Consider the following 23413-nt stretch of genomic DNA (forward strand, 5'->3'; position numbering starts at 1 on the left):
TTAATTACATATTTGAAAGAAATCAACGAAGGTTTTTTCAAACACTGACGTTACTAGTAATTATATCCAAGAATCGGAAACTTATAGAAACTTTTTCCCTAAATTTGAATTATGATTCTAATAGAACAAAATATTGACCGTCTAAAAACAATTTGTTCAACATACAATGTGGACAAAATGTATCTATTTGGCTCTGCTTTAAATTCAAACTTCAACGATAAAAGCGATATTGATTTTTTAGTTAAATTCAAACCTTTTGATTTATCTCAATATTTTGATAACTATATAAATCTGAAAGAAAATTTAAAAATTTTATTCGGAAGAGAGGTTGATTTACTTGAAGAGCAAACACTTAAAAATCCAATTTTAATAAATTCCATAAACAAATCTAAAGAGCTTATTTATGGATGAGAGAACTTCAGATGTCCAAACTATTCATTTAAACTAAACTTCTATAATACCGATGTGCAAATGTCTCCTAACTTCGTACACAATCCAATTATGCATAAAAGCTTGGGAATGAATATCACAACAGCTGCTTAATTTCAATTAATAACTGATGCATTATACGTGATTACTTTCCCGTAAAAGCGGAATAGGCTATTCGTCGAATTTCCCTAAGTCGATTACCAATACCAACTCGCACGAGCACGAGCAGATTGGATTTTTATTCGTCTTTATTCTATTCGAAAAAGAAAATTTCAAGAAGCTAAATGCCTTAAAAACGCAAAGCCGAATTTGATGCACTCAAATTCGACTCTACTAACTTTAAACAAAAAACAATTGGTTTATTTTAAATTAAGAACCAATAAAACACCTAATTTACGATCAACTTCACTTTGGCCATCGTTGTATTATTTTTCTTTAGTACTACAAAATAAACTCCCTTTGGCAACTTAGCAATTGTGAAATTATTATCTAACTGACTTAGTTTTTCTGTTTGAACTAAAGCCGATTGCATATTGTAAATACTTGCAGAACTGCCAATCAATTCTTCTACAATTTTTAACGTTACCATATCGCTAGCAGGATTTGGTGCTAAACTAATTTGCGAATCATATTTAAATGTGTTGGTTGCTAATACTCGAATATTATGACTAAAATTATTTACTTGCATACATACACTACTCACGTTTCCGCCCGCGTCTGGAAACTGAACTGAAATTACATTGTTCACATCCAAAAGATTGTAGGGCACAGGAATCTCTAAAACTCCAAAAAAAGAATCTCTTTGAGGTTGATTATCCCCTCTAAAATCGGTTGGAGTTGTGACAAGGGTATTATTCACTTTGATTACAGGAACCAGTGATTTTCCGGTTGCTCTACCCACCCCAATACGCAAAATAGCCTCGCCATAAGTTGCTTTCGTTATTCCGTTTACATTATAAACCACTGGCGTATTTGCTGCAACAATTGGTTTTAAGTAGTCGTCGGCATAGTATTTTGTTTCGTCCAAGGTTCTATCAATCGCAATAGGATTGGCAAAAGTATATTCTAAAACAACATGTGACTCTGAACCGATAGTCAAGGACGTAATCGGAGAAGTTGTTGTTGTTTCTTGTAAATCTGTTTGGTTGGCCGTCAAGGTCAAATAACGTTTTACAATTTGCGTTAAGTTATTAGCATCATGATCAAATAAATTTAAATCAATTGTTTTAACTGCTTGCTCTAGATTGTTTATAATCACATATCCTTTGTTGCCATCAACGTAAGCTTTAACTAAAATATCGGGATCGTCTGATTTGATGTCTACTCGAGTTCCTTTTACATTTTTCCATTGTTGGTAAAACTTCACAAAATCGGTATAAACCCATTGTCCTGTATAACTCGCTGGCTCATTGGCCTTGCGCATTAATCGGCTAGTATAAGGAACTCCCGTTGTGCTGTTGTAACCCCATTCTGCTTTTACGATGACAAACGGAATCGCACTAGCAATTGTGTTGGGTCTTTCTAAAAACGACATCAACATCGAATTGAACGATTTCACATTTAGCCAATCTCTGTACGAACTCCATTGTTGGTTGTTTGAATCATGTGTTTGTGCTCCATATTCCGAAAGCACATAAGGCTTTACCGACCCTACCGAAAGCATACCATAATGATCCATCATGTCAAATGTGGCTTCAAGATTACTCCCAGAACGCATCTGACGCTTTCCGCCAATAGTTGGAAAATCATATAAATGAATCGAATAATAATCCATTTTGCTTCCTGCCATATCCATAAACATTTTGTCTCGGTTAAACCAACGTTGAAACTCCCCTACTTCGTAATACGGAAACGAATTGGTATAGCCACAAATCTTAGTATTTGGCATTTGCGCTCTAATTGCATCGGCTGCTGCAATGTGAAAATTGGCTATCTCCGCAATCGTTTTGGTATATTCTTTCACACCACCCAATAGTTCATAATCAGGCTCGTTGACAATTTCCAAAAAAGCAGGTAAACTAGGTCCGTTCCCTCCAAAAAATTCTTTCATAAAACGTCCCATGTATTCTCCTGTAGCAGTTCCGTTGGCTATATTCCATCCTTTAGCTGTTGGTTTTTGCCCAACACCCGTCCAAAATGGATACAATTGACCCCCAAAAATCATTCCTCCCTTGCGGCTCTCGTATTGCGCTAAATTGGTTTTAGCAGCAAAACTATTTCGAGATGACAATCCTCTTGAAGCAATATCAGTAGGACTTGCATAACCAGCACGTGCAGGATCCTGTGCCACCTGATTCAAAGTATACGTAATCAATCCCGTCTCACGACCCAAATAAACATCCAGTCCGTTTAGGAAATTATTTCGTAGATCACCTATTTGATTGTCTCCATCCCATTCCGTATCCGTTGTATTAGAGTGCATCGTAATAAACTTAGAGCGTTCAAAAGTCGAAACGCCACCAACAGTATGTTTGACATTCAAGTTCACAGCTACTTTTACTTGGGCAAAAAAAGCAGCCGGCACTAAAAGAAGTATTAGGTATTGTTTTTTCATGGTTATGGTTGATTAGTTTTCTGATCACAAAAGTCTATTATTTAAACCTCTTTCTAAGCAAAACAAACTAGACAAAAAATAGACAATCCCATAAAAATCGGCTTTTTTAACTGAATTAATTCTTTTTTAACTTGGCCACTGTTGAAAGTACGTTTCTCATTGTAGACTGTCGTTTTACTGCTGCTGAATAACTAGTAAAAGAATGTCATATATTTACAAATCAACTCCTTTCATTAAACCTTTCACTATCTTATAAGTCCAATATTTGATTACCAAAATCTATTCATATGAAAAATAATACCACTCACGTTACAGAGCGCCCGCACTTATTTTTAATACTTATTGTATTTGTATTTTTGGGTTGTAGTAAAAATGATAATAATTCAGAAACTCTTACCACTAATACAACCGCACCAAATATACTCTTCATCATAGCCGATGACTTAGGAAAAGATGCGATTAGTGGATTCTCTGAAGGAAGCATCAAACCAAGCACACCAAATATTGATGCTATTAGAACAAATGGTTTATCGTTTACTAATTTTTGGGCATATCCTACGTGTTCGCCTACAAGAGCCTCTATATTGACAGGGAAATATGGTTATCGTACCGGCGTAAAATGGGCGGGTGATGTGTTAAGCACGACTGAATTAAGTCTTCAGGATTATATAAAAAAGCAAACAAATAGTAAATATGCTACAGCACTTGTTGGTAAATGGCATTTATCAGGTAGTAGTGATACATTTAATCCTGAGGTATTTGGAATCGATTATTACGCTGGATTCCTTCGTGGTGAAGTCGAGAATTATTACAGCTGGACAATGTCCGAAAACGGATCTAGCAAAGTCGTTACTGATTATGCAACAACAAAATTTACCGACTTAGCAATTGATTGGATAGGTACACAAAGTAAACCTTGGTTTATGTGGTTGGCCTACAATGCGCCTCACACGCCTTTTCATGTTCCTCCGTCTAACATGCATAAGCAAGGAAACTTACCGGAATATAAGGATGGAATGGATGCAGCTCCCTATTACATGGCCGCCATTGAAGCGATGGATTTTCAAATTGGACAATTGCTCGCCACTATGTCTGAGGCACAAAAAGCAAATACCATTATTATTTTTATAGGAGATAATGGCACACCAAATGAAGTAGCACAGTCACCTTATTCCAGTAAAACAGCAAAAGGAACCGTTTACCAAGGAGGTATTAATGTACCTATGTTTATCTCCGGAAAGGGAGTTTCTCGTAATGGAACAGAAAACAACCTCGTTTCAAGTACCGACTTATTTGCCACAATTGCTCAAATTGCAGGTTCTACGACCACCCAAATTAATGACAGTACTAGTTTTTTATCGCTGCTATCACAAAGTAGTGCTACTCGAAGCTACCAATATGCTGAAAAAAATAACGGCACCATCGATACTTGGACCATCAGTAACGGAAGCTATAAATTGATACAATATACCACTGGGGTAAATGAACTTTATTATCTCGTGTCTGATCCTTACGAATTAAACAACCTCATCAAAGGGACTTTAACGAGTGCACAAACTTCTGCGAAAACGGCATTGGAGGCTGAGCTTTCAATTATTCGAAAATAAATTCACTATTATTTCGAAACAAATAAGATAAATTTGCTCATAGCCTATTGATAAACCTTGGATATCTATATCTTCAAGAGGTATCAGTAGGCTTTATTAAACTAATAGCTGTACATTTTTAATTAGATGAAAAACTTTTTCGCAAAAGTTAGTTTAATTTGATGTAGTGGTGTCTTTTCCTAAATCTTTTATAGTGCTTTTCTTTTTTCGAGAACTACTTTCTGTCCTCACTTTTTTAACCCTTTGTGGTAATAGTAATTTATGAATAAATTTCATTTTTTTGACCATATCTGGTGTAATCACAAAAGGATAAACATCAGGAACTCCCATAGCCCTATTGATACTATTTACTGCGAAAGATAAAGGAATGCAAGTTTCTACAATAATATCAAAATCTTCGACAGTGTAGGGATCGAAAGTAACATTAACCTTCATGTTTTCTTTCATGGCTTCATGCATATCCACTGGCCTTACATTTAAACCAAAAAAGTAGGCTGTTTCAAGCATGTCCATAATATGTAAGTAATGCGCCCATGTCTCTGCCCAATCTTCCCAAGAATGTGATGTGGCATATTTACTTATAAAAGATTCTTGCCAATTTTCTGGTGCTCCGTCCTTGTAATATTTTTTTAAAGAATCACCGTAGTTTACTCTTTCGTTTCCAAAAAGCAAACGATACTGTTTCAATAACCTTTTATTATTATAAATCAATCGATCCCAAAAATAATGTCCAACCTCATGCCTAAGATGTCCTATCAAAGTACGATACGGCTCCATAAGTTGTCTTCGCATCTGCTCACGCAACACCGAGTCAGCTTCTTTTAACAAAATAGTAATTACACCATTTGCATGGCCAGTCATAAGTTTTGGGTCGTGTTTTTGTACTACAAAGTCAAAACAAAATCCTTCTTTATTGTCTAATTTACTTTTTAAATCTAAACCAATTTTTTGTAGTTGGTAAATCAGTCTGTGTTTTGCAACTTCTAGATTTTGCCATTTTTCAAAATTTTCAGCATCAGACAAATTTGGGATCGTTCGGTTGAGCTGGCAAGCTTGACAAAATTCTTCGGGAGAATCTTTTTCCACTACCCAATTACATACGTTGTATTCTTTATTTTTACAATATTTGTATTCCTTCTGCTCTCTGTCAGAAATCAAAGTATCGCCTTGAGGATCGAAAGTGAGCATCGTACGATCTTCGTCTCTGAATCCAGCCAAATGACCACAATTCTCACAAGTATAACATTCAAAATATAAGGAGTGAGCACAATACCCACATTGAAAGATCTTCATAATTTTAATCTTAATAATATAAGTAACAGATTGCTACCTCGTTGTCGCCCTATTTATTAAAGGGGTGCAAATAACCGCATTTCAATTTTCACCTGCAACTATAATGCAAGAACAATTGCACCCACATTTCATAATAAAAATTCATGAAATTTGCGAAGCAGTGTATCCTTTTTATGTTTACGATATTCTAGATAAATTTTTCGATCGAAAGCTGTGTACGCAGTTGAGAGGTTGCACTCCCGCGAATACCACCTGATACAGGCATGGTATTTTCAAAAGTAGCACTTGATGCTATGGCAAAATGAGTATTACCCGTAAAAATTCCGTGACTTGGGTCTAATCCCAACCAGCCAATTCCGGGTAAAAACACCTCTACCCAAGCATGCAGTTCATAGGAAGGTGAAATCATGTCAAAGTAATAATAGCCACTTACAAAACGGGCTGCAATACCAAACTGTCGTAATAAATTGATTTGCATCCAGGATAAATCACGACAAGATCCTCTTTTTATAACAAAAGTTTCGTCGGGTTGTAATGGTGAACCTACTTCTCTGTATTCTACAATAAAATCATCGTGTAATTGTTTGGTCAATTGGGTTAAAAATGCAATCGTATTAAAATCGGAGGCTTTCAAAATTGCATTTCCATAATCCAATAATTCTTGCGAAATCATCTGCCCTTCTAGTGTTCCAAAAAGCAACTTTTTTTGCAATGCATCATATTGTAAAGGGAGTTGATTGAATTGCAATGGATAAATAAGAAAATCAAATGGATTATATTCTTTCGTTTCAAGGACGGTTGTGGCTGTAATTGTTAGTTGATTTGTCATACCTTCAAACCAACAAAAATCAACCATATTGTTTTCTTCATCTAGCACTTGTTTGTGACCGATTGGTTCGAATACAATTGTAAGCGCATGACAGTCCACAGACACATAAGGGGTTTGTTTGGGCCTAAATCTCAAATAATGAGGTTCTAAAAAAACGTCTGAATCAAAGGTATATATAGTAGTATGCGTGATTTTGAATTTCATTGTGGGGCGTAGTTTAATTGGTCCAAATGGAATATTACTTTTTTTAGGTAAATCACGCCTGTAGTTACGATTAAAAAAAAATATAGAAGAGAGAACCAAATTTAATTGCTTCAAGTCTGATTCTCTGTTCCAATTATTTTAATTTACTTCTGGAAAATTAGATTCTACAGCAAAGAATACTGTAAAAATAGCAGAAGAAATATCATTCAGGTTGTGCTGAATTTCATGTAGATATTCATGCATTCCTTTAGTGATAATTTCATTGATGTCACTTTCTTCTAGTTGAGATCTTAATGCAGCCAGTTTTGTTTGTGCTTTATTTTCAGCCTTATCAGTACTCACGGCCAATTTGATTAAAGAATGTTCAGCACTTAGCAAACAAGCTAATATTGACCTAGGAAATTCTCTGTCTAAAATCAAAAACTCAGCAATTGAAGAAGGAGATAGTTTTCCGTATTTTTTTCGATACATATCATAAGCACTAACCGATTTTAAAAGTGCTGCCCATTGTATTAAATCAATAGACGAGCCAACCGATTTGGGTGAGCTTAACAAAAAGTGGTATTTGGCATCCAAAACTCTTGATGTTTTGTCGGCGCGTTCTAGGACTTGTCCTAATCTACCAAAGTTATAACCTTCATTTCTAGAGATGGTTGAGTTGTACATACCATACACTAACTGACATCCTTTTTTTATGTCGTTAAAAAAATCCCTAATATTTTCGTCGTCATAATTTTCTTTTTCTTGCCCTTCTTTCACCAAAAAATAGAGTGCATTAATTTGCTCCCATACTTCTTTAGTAATTTCTGTTCGTACTGCACGTGCATTTTCTCTTGCTCGAAAAATACAACTGAAAATAGAATTTGGATTTTTTTCTTCGAAAGCTAGAAAATAAATCACTTTATTTTTTTCAACGACTGTATTCAGTTTTTGATACAAGTCCCAATCTCCAGTAATAACAACTAGTGGTTGCCATTGCTGAATTTCGTTAGGTGGTAATTCCAAAGATAAATTAAAATTAACATCTAGAAAACGAGCATAATTCTCTGCACGTTCCAAATATCTATTCATCCAATGTAGTGTGTTTGCTACTCTTCCAAGCATAATTTTTTTCTTTTAATTATTTAATATCCATGTATCCTTACTCCCTCCACCTTGTGACGAATTCACAACGATTGATCCTTTTTTTAGCGCAACGCGAGTTAGAGCACCTGGAATAATTTTGATACTATCGCCAGCTCCATACAATGCATAAGGTCTCAAATCTACGTGTCGTCCTTCAATGGTATCCTCAGTCAAGGTTGGCACTCTAGATAAGTTAATCATTGGTTGTGCAATATAATTTCTTGGATTATGTTTGATCTTTGCAATAAACTCTTCTTGTTCTTTTTTAGTTGATTTTGGACCAATCAACATTCCGTATCCACCAGAAGCATCTGTTTGCTTGACAACCAAATTATGAATATTTTCAATTACATATTTACAGTCAGCTTCTTCATCACAGATATAGGTTTGTACGTTGGGTAAAATCATTTCTTCTCCCAAATAATATTTTATAATTCTAGGAATATAGGCGTAAACTGCCTTATCATCTACAACACCTGTTCCTGGCGCATTCACTAGAACAACGTTCTTCTTCAAATAGGCACCAAATAATCCTGGAGTTCCTAGCACTGAATCTTTATTAAATGCCCTTGGATCAATAAATTCGTCATCGACACGACGATAAATAACATCAACACGTTGCAGGCCGCGCGTGGTATTCATGTATACGATATCATTTTTCACAACAAGATCTTTACCTTCTACCAGCTCTGCTCCCATTTGTTGTGCCAAATAAGAATGTTCAAAATAAGCTGAATTATAAATCCCTGGTGTAAGTACTACTACCGTTGGTTTTTCGACATCTGTAAGTGATTCTAGCGTATCTCTTAGGATATGTGTATAATTGTAAACCGGTTTTACTTCTAACTTTTTAAATAATTCTGGAAAAGTTCTTTTTAGAATTTCTCTATTTTCAAGCATATAAGAAACTCCAGACGGGCATCTTAAGTTATCCTCTAGAACATAATATTGTCCGTCACCACCTTTAATTAAATCTGATCCTGTAATATGACACCAAATATCTTTTGGAGGAGTAAAACCTTGCAACTGTTTTAAATAGGATACGCTAGATAAAATTAATTCTTTCGGAATAATTTTGTCTTTGAAAACCTTTTGGTCATTATAAATGTCCTGAATAAACAAATTCAGCGCTCTAATACGTTGCTGCAATCCTTTCTCTAGATAAGTCCATTCGGTATTATCAATGATCCTAGGAATAATATCCAAATGAAGAATCCGTTCCACACCTTGATTATCATTATAAACATTAAAAGTCATTCCCAATGACAGTTGTGCTCTATCTGTAGCATGTTGCAAACTTTGCAGCTTTTTGTGACTCAATTTTTCGAGTTGCTCTGAGAATAATTTATAATTGGGTCTTACTTTATTATTTTCATCGAACATTTCGTCGTAATACCCTTTGGTATCGTATTCTGATAAATTTAACTTTGGCATGAAGTACAGCGGGTTTATTTCTTTATTTTCAAAACATTTTCCAGATCACTTTTAAAAGTAAATAGGGTACATTTTGAGTTCAAAAGAGGATTAATTTTCTACAAACAATCATTTAAAACGTGCTACAAGCACGAACATTTTTCTCAATATACAAATATTATCATATAAAATCCTACAAATATCTATTTTTTTTCACTTCTAATCGAAAAATAAATTCAGTATTCACAAATATATCAAGCACAAAAAACTTGTAATCAGATAGTTATTCACTTTATAATTATACTAATAAAATCATCCCAACAAGCTTATCTTCGTAAGTAAAAAAGTACTTGCCAAAAAACTTCAGAGGCAGACCTTATTATAAATTCGCAAATTAATTATAAAGTTAATACTAAATTAGACACAAATTACATCACTTTTTAAACAGTTTACTACTTTATTTCTTGAAGGATCAATAAAGTTCTAATTTATTGTTATTTCTTATCACAAACAATAAAAGTATCCTATTTATTTTAACATTCTTTTTTTAATTTTAAACCAAAGGTGAACTGAAAGCAACGGCTAAAAGATGAGTTGTCTTTAGATTTTTCGATTGTTATGAAGTAAGCTAGCATTATAAAGATACTTTTTGGGGTTCGAGGCAAATATATTGGTCATTATACCTCTAGAAAATTGACAAAGCTGAAGGAGAAAGATCGATTACAAACTTAAGGCTGTGGATATCTTTAAATTAAGCAGTTCGGTTTTAGTTTGATCTGTTTGTTCGAAAAAGACATTTATATCGAAACAATCATGACTACCGGTCTATATAACTAATGAAAATGGAATGATTTAGTATTTTTAAAATAGAATCATTAGAGAATGAGCACTATTATAAAGCTGTTTAGCAAAATACTAACGCCTTCTAACTTTAGGACAATTAACCTTCTGACTTAATTAATTAAAAATAAAAAAAACGGAGAACTTCAAGCGTACTTGAAATTCTCCGTTACTTATAAAAATTGCTCTTTCTATATAAATTGAAAACGATTGTATTTTTCTACATTGAAAGTGTAAAATTCAGATTCTATTTTAGTTTCGTCTGTCATTTGTGCGTTTTGGAGCTCTTGAACGATTATCGTTACCCGAATTTCTGTTCCCGTTTCCTGCTGGTTTTGCACTGTTTCTAGGTGTTCTATTTTGACCTCCACGACCCATTTTCACAGGCTCTGTCGATTCGTTTGGATCGGGTTCAAAACCTTTAATTATTTCGACTGGAAGTTTCATTTCGATTAATTTTTCGATATCCTTCAAAAAAGTTAATTCGTCTGAGCTCACCAGTGACAAGGCTTCTCCGCTCGCTCCTGCTCTACCCGTTCTACCTATACGATGCACATAATCCTCAGGGATATTTGGAATCTCGTAATTGATAACGTGTGGTAATAACGGAATATCCAATCCACGGGCTGCAATATCAGTTGCTACCAAAACACGTAAGCTTCCGTCTTTGAAACCGGACAAAGCTTTGGTTCTTGCTCCCTGACTTTTGTTTCCGTGAATCGCTGCTCCACTTATACCCGCTTTGGCCAGTTTTTCACAAAGGTTATTTGCACCATGCTTGGTACGGGTAAACACTAAAACTTGTTTCCACTTACCTTCTGTAATTAACTTGATCATCAAATCGGCTTTCAAGTCTTTGGCAACGCGGTACACCAATTGATCGATTGCGTCTACGGTGGTGTTCTCTGGTGTTGCCTCCACCTGTACAGGATGCTGCAAGATACCGTGAGCTAGTTTTTTTATATCCTTAGAAAAAGTAGCTGAGAACATCAAATTTTGACGTTTTGCTGGCATCAATTTCATTACACGTTCGATATCTCTCAAAAATCCCATGTCTAGCATACGATCGGCTTCGTCCAAAACAAAAATCTCTACACGTTTAAGAGATACTAAACCTTGTTTTTCTAAATCTAATAATCGTCCCGGCGTTGCAACCAAAACATCAATACCTTGACGAATTGTTGCTGCTTGTGGATTTTGGTTTACCCCTCCAAATATTACAGTGGATCGAATATCCAAAAACTCACTATATTCTTTTACGTTCTCATATATTTGCGCCGCTAGCTCACGTGTAGGAGTTAGTATCAAAGCACGAATAGGTCTGAACTTAGTTTTCGGATTTTCAGACAATATATGTAGTACCGGTAAGGTAAAACCAGCTGTTTTTCCGGTTCCTGTTTGTGCAGATGCCAAAACATCTTTACCTTCAAGTACAGGAGGAATAGCTTTTTGCTGAATTGGTGATGGTGTTGTGTATCCTTTTTTGCTAATCGCTTTTAGCAAGGCTTCAGATAAGCCTAAAGATTGAAATGACATAAAATGTGTTTATGAAGTAAACACTATTTAATTAGGTTACTCCTTATAATAAGTTGCAAAGGTACGTCTAATTTTAGTATTAGTTTTTAAATTATTGTTTTTGAGGCTATTTTTCATTCTTTCCCACCACGTTCTTGCGTCTTCAGTGCTTATCTTCCATGTCAAACGCCTTTACTTTATACCAATAAAATGAAGTAACCACGCGATTGAAAGCCTTGCAACCTGGCCAAAACTGCATCGTTCATATACACTACATAATGCGCTACTACAACTTCACTTTCGATAAAAATCATTAGAAACAATCACCTTTAGCTTTATTTTATTCGAAATAAAAAATAAAAGACACCTTGACTTAACAATTTCGTAATACAACCTAAACCTTTACATATTAAAGAGTTATTGTAATTCTATAACAAACGATAACAATCATGTAATACCTTTCTATGCAAATTGAGATAATATTGTACTGTTCCTATTAAAGTTTGACAAAGAATAGAAAAATAGCAAATCATCATTAATCTTATAGCAAAAAGTATGACTTACTGCCTAGCAATAAAACTAAAACAAGGATTGGTAGCCCTTGCTGACACCCGTATCACTGCAGGTTCAAGCGCATCGACCAAGAAAAAAATAAGTATTGAGCAGCACGATCGCCAAAGTTATTTTATGATGACTAGTGGTTTGCGTTCTGTGCGTGACAAGACCATGAACTATTTTGAAGATTTAGAAAATCAAACGCATTCTTATACCAAACTCTACCAAGTAGTGACTACTTACGGTGAACAACTTAAACGTGTCGCCGCCGAAGACAAAGCTGCATTGTGGCAATCTGGCCTTACCTTTAACCTTCATACCATCATTGGTGGACAATTAACCGAGGATACCGAGCCAAAATTATTTTTGATCTATCCTGAAGGCAATTGGGTAGAATTAGAAGAAGATTCTCCCCACGTCATTATAGGAAATTCAAGCCAAGGGAAAGCAATTTTAAATTCGATTATCACAGCAGATACCACGATCAAAGAGGCGCTCAAAGCTGGATTATTATCTTTTGAATCTACACGAGCAAGCGCAAATAACGTAGATTATCCAATTGATGTAGCCCTGTACAAAAAAGATAGTTACTTTATGCTCGAAAAACGATACGAGCAGCAAGAACTAGCCTATGTTTCTCAAATTTGGGAAGATAAACTAAAACAGCTGGTCCTTGATTTACCAGATGACTGGATTGATCCCCGATTTGAAAGCCAAAACCTCATGCAAACCGTTTACCTATAAATACAATTCTACTACATTAATATCTATCTATCATGAAATTTAATATTCAAAGTACCATATCCTACGCCGTAAGTGCACCTACTACCTTTATATTTAACATCCACGCTATTCGATCAAATAGTCAAAAGATTCTAACTGAATCACTCGTACTTGACCCACCATTGGCTGTAGAAGAGTTTTCGTATAACGGAGGTGCAGGACGATTTGTGCGTCTGAAATCAGAAGGAAATGCAAATTTCACTATAAATTATAGCGCAACTGTCGAGACTAATTATGCCATCATTGATCAAAGGCAAGAATTCCAGACCGTTCCTGTAGCCGAATTAGACGGAGATATTATTCCGTTTTTGTTCCCAAGCAGGTATTGCCAGTCTGATAAATTACAAAAATTGGCGTACACCGAATTTGGATCCATAGAAAACGTCTACTCAAAAGTACTGGCGATAACCGACTGGATTTATAATAACGTAGAGTATCGCAGTGGTAGCACTGACTCGCAGACCGCCGCACTAGACACCATTACTGATCGTGTAGGTGTATGTCGTGATTTTGCACACTTAGGTATAAGTTTGTGTCGTGCGTTATCTATACCTGCGCGCTACCTTACTTGTTACGCGTATACATTACAACCGCCCGATTTTCACGCTTGTTTTGAAGCTTACATTGGTGGAAATTGGATTGTTTTTGATGCTACACGACTTGTACCGCTTAACAGCCTTGTGAAAATTGCCAACGGACGTGACGCTGCAGATGCCGCTGTTGCGAGTATCTTCGGAAATGCAATGTCACAAAACATTCAGGTATCTTGTGAAGTAGCCCAAGATGATTTCACTCCTTTTTGGTACAATGACAATTTGATGAACGGACTGTCTTTGCAATAAGTAATGTTCAATTTAATTCCTCTTTATAAATGACCAAAATCAAAGCGTTCCTTTTCGAAAATGTTTTTTTTAGATCGAAAGATAAAATTCAAGATTAGCCGTTTATAAACGCATTACATATATCCAGAAGCACCACATAGTAACTATGATGGTGCTTTTTTGTTTGAAAAAATTAGCAGACTAATGACCATTTTAAAGTGAAAAATGTTTGAAAATAAAAAAAACGAGTTTGGTAACTGATTACAACTTTTTGTTACATTTATACAAGACTGACATTGAATTCAGCTTCTAATAGCTAAGTACTCAGTACCTATTGAATTTATAAGCTGATTATTACAAAGACCAAATTGTATTGGAAACCCATTAAAAAAGGTACATCTAATTATAACCAAAGAAAAAACGTATTTGACTATGCAAGAAAACACTCCCGATGATTTCAAAAGAGAATTAGGTTTACTAGACGGCACCATGCTCGTTGTAGGTTCGATGATTGGATCAGGAATATTCATTGTCAGTTCAGATATGGTACGACAACTCGGATCTGCAGGTTGGCTTATTGCTATGTGGGTACTCACTGGAGCGATCACCGTAATCGCTGCTGTAAGTTATGGCGAACTTAGTGCTTTGTTCCCAAAAGCAGGCGGACAATATGTGTATATAAAAGAAGCCTTTGGAAAACTCATCGGTTTCTTGTACGGATGGAGCTTCTTTGCAGTGATTCAAACAGGAACTATTGCAGCCGTTGGAGTCGCATTTTCTAAATTTGCCGCCTACCTCTTTCCGTCCTTTAGTGATAAAAATATAGTTTTCGAAATTGCTGATTTTAAGCTAAATGCTGCACAACTCGTTTCTATTTTCACTATTATATTGCTGAGTTACATAAATAGTCGCGGAGTCAAAAACTCTAAGATTTTACAAACGGTATTGACTGTTATCAAAATACTATCGTTGGCCGGTTTGATTATTTTTGGTTTTTTTGCTGCAAAATCAGAAGTTTGGGATGCCAACTGGACCAATGCCTGGACCTCACAAACGCTAGATGTATCGACCAACACTTGGCTACCAATAAGCGGGACAGCATTGATCTCTGGTATTTCGGCAGCTTTGGTGGGATCTATGTTCTCAAGCGTTGCCTGGGAAGGAGTCACCTTTATTGCCGCTGAAATTAAAAATCCAAAACGAAATGTAGGTCTAAGTTTGTTTCTTGGTACTATGATTGTAAGCATCATCTACATTTTGGCCAATGTAATGTACTTGGCTGTAGTACCCTTGCAAGATATTGCCACTGCCGAGTCTGACCGAGTTGCTGTTGTGGCCTCACATATAATTTTTGGTGGTATTGGTACTATGATTATCGCCGTAATGATTATGATTTCGACCTTTGCTTGTAACAATGGTTTGATTATGGCAGGTGCTCGTGTGTATTACACAATGGCGCAAGATGGTTTATTCTTTAAAAAAGCAGCTGAATTAAACGAGGCAAAAGTACCTGCTTGGAGTATCTGGGCACAGTGTATTTGGGCATCGGCTTTATGCTTGACCGGAAAATACGGTGATTTACTGGACTTTGTAGTGATCATTGTTTTGATTTTTTACATATTGACCATATTAGGAATATTTATTCTACGAAAAAAAATGCCCAATGCCGAGCGCAGCTACAAAGCTTTTGGTTACCCTCTCGTACCCGCTTTGTACATAATTATTGCCTCAGCAATTTGTTTGGCTTTATTGTACGCTAAAACAAGTACCGCAGGTTGGGGAGTTGGAATCATGCTTTTGGGAATTCCAGTTTATTATTTGACTCGAACCAAAATCACAAAATAATTTGAGTATAAAAAAATCCGTTTCGAATTTTCGAAACGGATTTTTGTTTTAATACAGGCGATTGGCCCATTAACATCTAAAAAATGAACAAAAAAAAAACAGTAGGCCAATCGTGATCTGTATCAAATCTACTAGTAATAGGTATACCTTCTTACTTTAGCAATGTATTTTGCCAGTCGAATAACTTGATGGCTGTAGCCATATTCATTGTCATACCAAATATAAAGAACAATATTTTTTCCGTCTGCAGAGACAATTGTAGCATTACTGTCATAAATTGAAGGCGCTGATGTACCTACTATGTCCGAAGAAACCAATTCGTTATTGGTTGAGTATTTAATCTGTTCTACCAAATCACCCTCCAAGGCATATCTTTTCATAATGGCATTGATATCCTCTACCGAAGTTTGTTTTTCGACTTCAAGATTTAAAACCACCAACGATCCATTAGGAACTGGTACACGAATAGCATTTGACGTTAATTTCCCTGCCAATGAGGGTAATGCTTTTGCAACGGCAGTTCCCGCGCCAGTCTCAGTAATCACCATATTTAACGCTGCAGCTCTACCACGACGGTATTTTTTGTGCATATTATCAACCAAGTTTTGGTCGTTGGTGTAAGAATGGATTGTTTCTAAGTGACCTTTTACAACGCCCAAAGTATCTTCAACCGCTTTTAATATCGGAGTTATCGCATTGGTAGTACAAGACGCCGCCGAAAAAATAGCGATCTTATCCGGATTGTATTCTGATTGGTTTACTCCATGTACAATATTGGGTACTCCTTTTCCTGGTGCTGTTAGTAGTACTTTTTGAGCCCCTTTCGAAACCAAATGCCTACTCAAAGCTTCCTCTGTTGTAAAAGCACCTGTGTTATCAATAATCAAAGCATGATCAATATCAAATGCGGTATAATCTATTTCTTCTGGTGCGTTTGCTGTAATCATGTGCACCGTAGTTCCATTGATTATCAAAGCATTATTTTCGACATCAGCAACCACTGATCCTTGAAAATCACCATGAATGGAATCATAACGCAACAAAGAGGCTCTCTTTTCAAGGCTTACCGCATCGTTTTTATCTCTGGTAACAATGGCTCTTAATCGCAACTGCGTTCCCTTGCCTGTTTTTGACATTAATTCGCGCGCCAATAATCGACCAATACGACCAAAACCATATAGCACAACGTCTTTCGGTTTAATTTCACTCGACTTTTTGGCATCTTTCAATTTATCCAAAACGAAATGTCTAGCGTCTGGGTATTTTTCATTTTCCAATAAATACTCATACGTCAGTTTACCGATGTCTAATTTTGAAGGTGGTAAATCTATTTCGAACACTGCTCTAGCAATTTCAACCGAATCAAAAATCGAAATTGGCTTTGCAACAAATTCACCCGCATAATGATGCAAGTTGATAATGTCACTAACATTTTTGTCTAATAACTGATTCTTGAACAAAACCATTTCAATTGATTTGTCATACCATAAATCGCTAATAATTTTGATTAATTCGACACCAGCTCGGCGCCTGTCAACTTGCAATGAAACTTCTTTTTGATACAAAGCGGTGTTCTTCATAAGTGAAAATTTGTGATAATTGTGTAGTTAGTTTTAGTAATTTGTTGCAAAACTACCGATTTCAATCGATTTCGTAATTTTTTTTCAGGTTTTTTTTCGAAATAAAAAATAAGTGCTACTTTTTAGTTTGAAGTCAGAAAGAATAGCTCTTTATTCGAAAAATAAAAAAACGAGCCTTCATGCAATAGCATTGATCCAAAGTTTTAATGATAGCATCATCAAAACTTTGGATCTCTTTTGGATCTCTTTTAAAAAAAACTAGCAATTGAATTTTAGATCATAAACGAAGATAAAATTGAATGATACACCACAATAAAATTCCGATTTCCTGAAACAAAAAAGCGACTGAAAGAAGCTCTTTTTACGACATGGGAAATGGGGACTTTTATGAAAAACATTGTAACGTCCTGAAGTCTCGGGAGCAGGAAATAGTTCCTGAAAATAATTAGTAAATATAGATTTATACAGATTAAGACTTATAGTCTATGGCTCATTTATTTAAGAAACCAAAATAGCATCCATTTTCAAAGCATCCACAGTGACTAGTTTTTCTTTGTCGATAGAATTACTTTCTTTAATAATTTTGGTACCAATTACGTAGGCTTTGGCATTGTTTACTGCATCTACAGACAGCAAAACATCATCTTTAAAATACCAAACCGAAAAACTATTCGGATTCGCTGGTTCGTGACGCAAGATGATTTGGTTATAGCCTTGAGAAAGACCGACCATTTGTAGTTTGACATCGTATTGATCTGACCAAAACCACGGAATACTATCGTAAACCGGAGATTTTCCGCAAATGGAAGCTGCGGCCACTTTGGACTGATCCACGGCATTTTGAACCGACTCTAATCGGATATTGCGTTTATAATGTGGATTGTAATGAAAAGTGCAGTCGCCTATGGCGTAAATATTTTCGTCGCTGGTTTGTGCTCTTTCGTTAACTAGGATTCCGTTTTCTATAGTTAACTGCGCTTGTTCTGCCAGTTCTTTGTTTACAAAAATTCCAACACCTACAATCAACATATCGGCAGGATATCGAGAACCATCGGCGCAAATCACTTCGTTGTAGCCGTCATGCGTTTCTATTGCCGAAACGTTTTTGCCTGTAAGTACTTCTACTCCATTGCGAGCATGTAGCTCATGGAAAAAAGCGGACATTTCGGGGGCTGTTACTCTTGCCAAGATGCGGTCTTCTCTTTCGAGAACCACTACTTCTGCACCTAATTTTTTGAGCGAAGCCGCAGTTTCTAGACCGATGTAACCACCTCCTATCACCACAACACGTTTTAATGTAGTGGTTTTCATAAAACAACGTATATCACTGATGTTCTGAGCCGTACGCAACGGATACATATTTGTTGCCGTATCCAATCCTGGAATCGGTGGAATAATCGGACGAGCACCCGTAGCAATGACTAATTTATCATAGGCAACAGTTTCTCCGTCGGACAAAGTAATGGTTTTATCTTTTGGCTGAATAGAGTTTACTCTGACACCCAAACGCAAGTCGATAGCGTCTTTTTCATAACTTTCCAGCGACTTTAATAAATTTTTGTCTATCGCATCATCGCTGGTCAAATACGCTTTGGACAAAGGCGGTTTATGGTAGGGAATTACAGGGTCTGCATCAATCAAGATGATATTGCCTTTCCAGCCTTCACGACGTAAAGCGGTTGCGCAATTCACACCTCCATGGCTTGCTCCAATAATTACACAGGTTCCTTTTGTAGCTGTTTCTCCAGACATAAACTTATTTTTTAATTATTTAGCAACACGTAAAACGACTCCATCAAGGGCTTCGCTAATTTCTAATTGGCAACACAAACGACTAAATTTATCAGCATCGTCATCTAATTCTAACATGTCTGTTTCTATTTCGCTTGCCTCACCCGTTTTTGCAACGTGCTCGGGTAAAACGTGAACATGACAAGTTGCACATGAACATACGCCTCCGCAGTCTCCGTCAATTCCTTTTATGCCATTATCTACAGCCAAAGCCATTACAGATCCTGAAGTTCCTTCTAGTGTTATTGTTTCGTTATCGCTAGTGATAAAAGTTATTTTTGCCATAATTATGTTTTTTATAAGGTCCTTTTTACAACCGATTTATTTGCATTAGTACGCAGATTTCACAGATTTAAGCAGATAAAAACGGATATATATCACTCCTGTTTTCATCCAAAATAAGTTCCAGAAATTGCTTTGAGCGTGCGTTAAATTTTTATTTTTTATTAAACTTCATTTGTAGAGCGTGGAAACCAACTTTGCGTTTGAATTCGCCCAACTCTTCGATGTTTTCTTCTGCACTGATGATTTCCATGCTTTGTACTTTGGCTGTCAGCACTTCAATTAACACTTTCATAATTGTACGTGCATGTGTGGCTCCTAGGCAGTTATGTGTACCAAAACCAAAACTCAAATGCGGATTCATTTTTCGATCTAAAACTACTTCGTTTGCATTTTCGAATACTTTTTCGTCACGATTGGCAGATGCCCATACGAGCGAAATTCGAGTATCGGCTTTGATGGCGTGCTCACAAACGGTTGTATCTTCTGTAACCACGCGACCCATTTGGGTTAAAGGTGCATAGTAGCGAATTAACTCTTCTATGGCTCTATTTCTTATTTCAGGTTCCTCACGCAATCTTTCTAATGATTTTGGATTATCGGCCAAATAAGCAAGCGAATTTGAGACCGCATTGATCACCGTATCGCGCCCACCTGCAAACGTCAAAATCATCACTCCTTTGACTTCTTCCTTGGTTAACTTTGTACCATCGACTTCAGAAGCTAGTAAAACCGAATATAAATCTGGTCCCGGATTGGCAATTGCTTTGTCAATCTCGGCATCGATATAATCGTATAAAATAGCGGCTTTGTCTCCGTCTAAAGCTTCTCCTTCACTACGGAAAACGTGTGTTCCCCAAGAAATCCATAAATCAGATTTGTCGTAAGCTGTATTCAATAACAAAGTCAACGCTCTTGATTGTAATTTCAGAGCAAATTCGCTAATCACATCCACAGAATCCATTGCTAAAACTTCATCAACCAAAGCGCTAATTTGCGCTGTAAGTTTCGCTTGGTATTTCTCTTCTAGTGGTCTTTTGAACCAAGGATCCAAAATATCTCTAAAACTTTTGTGTTGTGGTGGATCTACTTCAAACGGAATTTGACGCGTAGTTCTGATGTTTACTTCTGACGGAATCACAATTCGCCCTGGAGTCGATCCAGATTGAAATGTTTTCCAGTCGTGGGCTCCTTTACGTACATCTTTATGACGCAAAAGCATGGTTACGGGATCGTTTTGATCGTCCATTTCACCAAAACCTATGTTGGTTCTTACTTCTGAAAACGGACAGGATATTTCGCTTTTTTTCATTTCAAAAAGGGTTAGTTGTGTGTGCTGTGTGCCTTATAATTCCTCTGTACATCTTAAAATATTAAATTGAATATCAAAAATCAAGGATTCTATATCTTCAAACCTAATTTCAATTGTTCTATTGTACTATGCAAATATTGCCAATATCTCTGAAAATAAACTATTGCTAAACGTCACATTTATAAACTATTCTGTCTGCATTATTAAAAATACCAAAATAAACAGACAATATAGAATACTATATACTATTTTTACAACTAATAACAGGAGTCAATTTGATTTTTACTATTTCTATAAAACCAACAAAACTAGCCTATGAAACCAATTCTAGAACCCATACATTTAGGGGAACAAAAGACAATTACGGCTTTTACGTATCAAGAGGATAATTTTGAGGTGCCATGGCATTTTCATCCACAGCACGAATTGACTTTTATAGAATCTAGTTTTGGAACTAAGTTTATTGGCGATTATGTAGGGCCTTATGAACCGGGAGAATTGGTTTTAGTTCGATCGAACTTACCACATTGCTGGAAAAATCAGGAACAGGATGGGGTACCTTCTCAGTCTATAGTCATTCAATGGAACAAAGGCGTTTTTGCGAAGGTTCCCGAGTTAGACACATTATTCGAAATGCTCACTACTGCCTCCAAAGGTATTATTTTCGAAAAAAAATCGATTAGACAACTTATCCCTGAATTGAAAAATTTACTGACCTTAAGCAGCGATGATTTGTATATTAACTTCTTAGGTTTCTTGCTGCGCTTATCCAAATGTGCATACACTACTTTATCTGATGCAAGTTTTGTAGATGATATTCCGCATGAGCATAACAACCGCATGACCCGAGTTCATGATTTTATCGAAAAGAGTTTTGAACGTAAAATATATTTGAAAGAAGTAGCCGATTTGGTCAACATGTCTGAACAGTCTTTTTCTCGTTTTTTCAACAAAATGATGGGACGTTCTTTTTTTACTTTTCTAAATGAATACCGCATCAATATGGCCAGTAGAATGCTATTGTATTCAGATAAATCGGTTTCTCAAATTAGCTATGACTGTGGCTATGAATCGCCACCTTTTTTCTTCAAAAAATTCAATGAAGTCTATGAAATGTCACCAACAAAATACAGAAAAAAGTATTTGAAGTAGTTTTAAAAAAAGCCCTAATTAATACGTGTAGATTAATTAGGGCTTTTTTAAAGAATAGTTCTTCTAAATAAAAAAGTACGTAATATGGCTTCACTTAGCAATCAAATTTAGCTATCAGAAAGCTCAATTTCTACCAATTTACTAATGCTGTATTTGAAAAACATCGTTTAAGCAAGTACCACCTTCTTTTTATTTTTCATATAAAAATTTAAGCCAATAAACGCTACTACTAAAATAATAGGAATCACCATCGTTACTTTTAAGACTTCTGGACCAGCAGCGGTTCTGGCTAATTCGAGTAAATTATTCATTTCTTCTGGAGATGTACTGGCTGCATTTGCATCGGATGGTAAATTTTCCATGATTAATTGATCATAAAAATTCCCCATAAAAATGGTATATATGGATACGGCAAACATACCAGCGCCACCCATTAAGTTTAAACCAAGTGCTCCAGAGTCTGGAATATTTTCTGAGACAAATCCTAACATGGTTGGCCAGAAATAGCAAACTCCCAAACCAAATACAAAGGCTCCTATAAAAATAGAATTCCCCGTTAATGTCGCTAAAAGATATAATCCTAAGGCTGCAAAAGCTGCCGATAAAACCAATACTCCTTGTGGCGAAAAACGATGTACAACAGGCTCTGCCACTCCTCGACCAATGATCATTACACCAGTGGTCAAAGTCAAAATCAGAATAGAATTATCGGTTACATTTTTAAGAAGCATTTCGATCCATTGCCCTGTAAATAGTTCCGTAATGGCGGTACCAAACATACAAATGAACATAAATAAGAATAGCGGAGATGTTACCGATTTATACATCGTACTAGTAGAAACACCTGACGCGACTCTTTCTGTAACTGGAAAATCAAGTTTGGAGAAAAGAAAACCATAAATAAATGTTGGAATCAACATGATACCCACTTGAATCTGCCAATTCAATCCTAGATAATCAAACAATAACACCACTAAGGTTCCGATAAAAATTCCGCTAGGAAACCACAGATGAAAATGGTTTAACTTAGTTGTTTTGTTGTCTGGATAAAGTGTTGCAACCAATGGATTACAGGCTGCTTCGACTGTTCCGTTGGCGATACCGATCAAAAGTGTCGAAATAAAAAGTGTCCAATAACCTTGTGCAAAAATGGTTAGCACGATACCTAATAAATGAAAAACGAAAGCCATTACAAGGAGTTTTTTCATTCCCACTGCATCTACAATAAAACCACCAATGACTATAGCTAATGGAAAACCCCAAAAAGCAGTGGCGATAATGGTTCCCAATTCGCCTGCGGTGAGTTCGAAATCGGTACCCAGTTTACTCATGATACCCGCTCTGATTCCGAACGAAAGTGAAGTAACTAATAAGGCTAGACAACTAGCCAAAAAAAGCTTATTTTTTTCAATAGATTGCATAATTTATAATTTATTTGGTTTGGTTTTAATAGTAAAATAGTCCTGTACTAGAGTGGTTTTTA

17 protein-coding genes are annotated in these 23413 nt (G+C 36.0%); 6 read left to right on the forward strand and 11 right to left on the reverse strand.

Features of this window, described 5'->3' with window-relative positions:
• The first annotated feature begins 111 nt into the window (after positions 1-111).
• Positions 112-411: a nucleotidyltransferase family protein gene (locus FFWV33_RS14920; RefSeq protein WP_108741644.1), complete on the forward strand. Its 300-nt coding sequence runs from the start codon at positions 112-114 to the stop codon at positions 409-411.
• 406 nt (positions 412-817) lie between these two features.
• Here the strand turns inward: FFWV33_RS14920 and FFWV33_RS14925 are convergent, their stop codons facing one another.
• Entirely contained in the window at positions 818-2983 is a 2166-nt protein-coding gene (locus tag FFWV33_RS14925) for a T9SS type A sorting domain-containing protein (protein WP_108741645.1), read from the reverse strand.
• Positions 2984-3270: 287 nt separating this feature from the next.
• Here FFWV33_RS14925 and FFWV33_RS14930 point away from each other — a divergent pair, with 287 nt between their 5' ends.
• Positions 3271-4590, forward strand: coding sequence for a sulfatase-like hydrolase/transferase (locus tag FFWV33_RS14930; protein ID WP_108741646.1), 1320 nt, complete (start codon positions 3271-3273; stop codon positions 4588-4590).
• A gap of 153 nt (positions 4591-4743) precedes the next feature.
• On the opposite strand, the gene FFWV33_RS14935 is transcribed toward FFWV33_RS14930, so the two are convergent.
• The 5 genes from FFWV33_RS14935 to FFWV33_RS14955 form a co-directional block, all read right to left on the reverse strand.
• A complete protein-coding gene (locus tag FFWV33_RS14935) occupies positions 4744-5883 on the reverse strand; it encodes a zinc-binding metallopeptidase family protein (protein WP_108741647.1) in 1140 nt (379 codons plus the stop codon).
• A gap of 187 nt (positions 5884-6070) precedes the next feature.
• On the reverse strand, positions 6071-6916 hold the full coding sequence (locus FFWV33_RS14940) for a transglutaminase family protein (protein WP_108741648.1): 846 nt from the start codon (positions 6914-6916) through the stop codon (positions 6071-6073).
• Between the two features lie 138 nt (positions 6917-7054).
• Positions 7055-8020, reverse strand: coding sequence for an alpha-E domain-containing protein (locus tag FFWV33_RS14945; protein WP_108741649.1), 966 nt, complete (start codon positions 8018-8020; stop codon positions 7055-7057).
• A 12-nt stretch (positions 8021-8032) separates the two neighbouring features.
• On the reverse strand, positions 8033-9475 hold the full coding sequence (locus tag FFWV33_RS14950; protein ID WP_108741650.1) for a circularly permuted type 2 ATP-grasp protein: 1443 nt from the start codon (positions 9473-9475) through the stop codon (positions 8033-8035).
• A 1071-nt stretch (positions 9476-10546) separates the two neighbouring features.
• Positions 10547-11830 (reverse strand): DEAD/DEAH box helicase, encoded by a 1284-nt coding sequence (locus FFWV33_RS14955; protein WP_108741651.1) that lies wholly within the window; start codon positions 11828-11830, stop codon positions 10547-10549.
• Between the two features lie 534 nt (positions 11831-12364).
• On the opposite strand from FFWV33_RS14955, the gene FFWV33_RS14960 reads away from it, so the two are divergent.
• The 3 genes from FFWV33_RS14960 to FFWV33_RS14970 all read left to right on the forward strand — a co-directional run bounded on the left by FFWV33_RS14960 (position 12365) and on the right by FFWV33_RS14970 (position 15813).
• On the forward strand, positions 12365-13108 hold the full coding sequence (locus FFWV33_RS14960; RefSeq protein WP_108741652.1) for a proteasome-type protease: 744 nt from the start codon (positions 12365-12367) through the stop codon (positions 13106-13108).
• A gap of 32 nt (positions 13109-13140) precedes the next feature.
• Positions 13141-13989, forward strand: a complete 849-nt coding sequence (locus FFWV33_RS14965; RefSeq protein ID WP_108741653.1) for a transglutaminase-like domain-containing protein — start codon at positions 13141-13143, stop codon at positions 13987-13989.
• 411 nt (positions 13990-14400) lie between these two features.
• On the forward strand, positions 14401-15813 hold the full coding sequence (locus FFWV33_RS14970; protein ID WP_108741654.1) for an APC family permease: 1413 nt from the start codon (positions 14401-14403) through the stop codon (positions 15811-15813).
• A 131-nt stretch (positions 15814-15944) separates the two neighbouring features.
• Here the strand turns inward: FFWV33_RS14970 and FFWV33_RS14975 are convergent, their stop codons facing one another.
• From FFWV33_RS14975 to FFWV33_RS14990, 4 genes are all read right to left on the reverse strand, one after another.
• Positions 15945-17393: a glyceraldehyde-3-phosphate dehydrogenase gene (locus FFWV33_RS14975; RefSeq protein WP_108741655.1), complete on the reverse strand. Its 1449-nt coding sequence runs from the start codon at positions 17391-17393 to the stop codon at positions 15945-15947.
• Between the two features lie 498 nt (positions 17394-17891).
• On the reverse strand, positions 17892-19145 hold the full coding sequence (locus FFWV33_RS14980) for an NAD(P)/FAD-dependent oxidoreductase (RefSeq protein ID WP_108741656.1): 1254 nt from the start codon (positions 19143-19145) through the stop codon (positions 17892-17894).
• 15 nt (positions 19146-19160) lie between these two features.
• Positions 19161-19469: a 2Fe-2S iron-sulfur cluster-binding protein gene (locus FFWV33_RS14985; RefSeq protein WP_108741657.1), complete on the reverse strand. Its 309-nt coding sequence runs from the start codon at positions 19467-19469 to the stop codon at positions 19161-19163.
• A 151-nt stretch (positions 19470-19620) separates the two neighbouring features.
• Positions 19621-20778: a cytochrome P450 gene (locus FFWV33_RS14990; RefSeq protein WP_108741658.1), complete on the reverse strand. Its 1158-nt coding sequence runs from the start codon at positions 20776-20778 to the stop codon at positions 19621-19623.
• A gap of 315 nt (positions 20779-21093) precedes the next feature.
• Between FFWV33_RS14990 and FFWV33_RS14995 the strand changes: the two genes are divergently transcribed.
• The gene (locus tag FFWV33_RS14995; protein WP_108741659.1) at positions 21094-21930 is read left to right on the forward strand and encodes an AraC family transcriptional regulator; all 837 of its coding nucleotides are present in this window, start codon (positions 21094-21096) and stop codon (positions 21928-21930) included.
• A 167-nt stretch (positions 21931-22097) separates the two neighbouring features.
• On the opposite strand, the gene FFWV33_RS15000 is transcribed toward FFWV33_RS14995, so the two are convergent.
• Entirely contained in the window at positions 22098-23351 is a 1254-nt protein-coding gene (locus tag FFWV33_RS15000) for an MFS transporter (RefSeq protein WP_108741660.1), read from the reverse strand.
• Positions 23352-23413: the final 62 nt, after the last annotated feature.

Origin of the sequence: Flavobacterium faecale, assembly GCF_003076455.1 — a bacterium.
GTDB lineage: Bacteria > Bacteroidota > Bacteroidia > Flavobacteriales > Flavobacteriaceae > Flavobacterium > Flavobacterium faecale.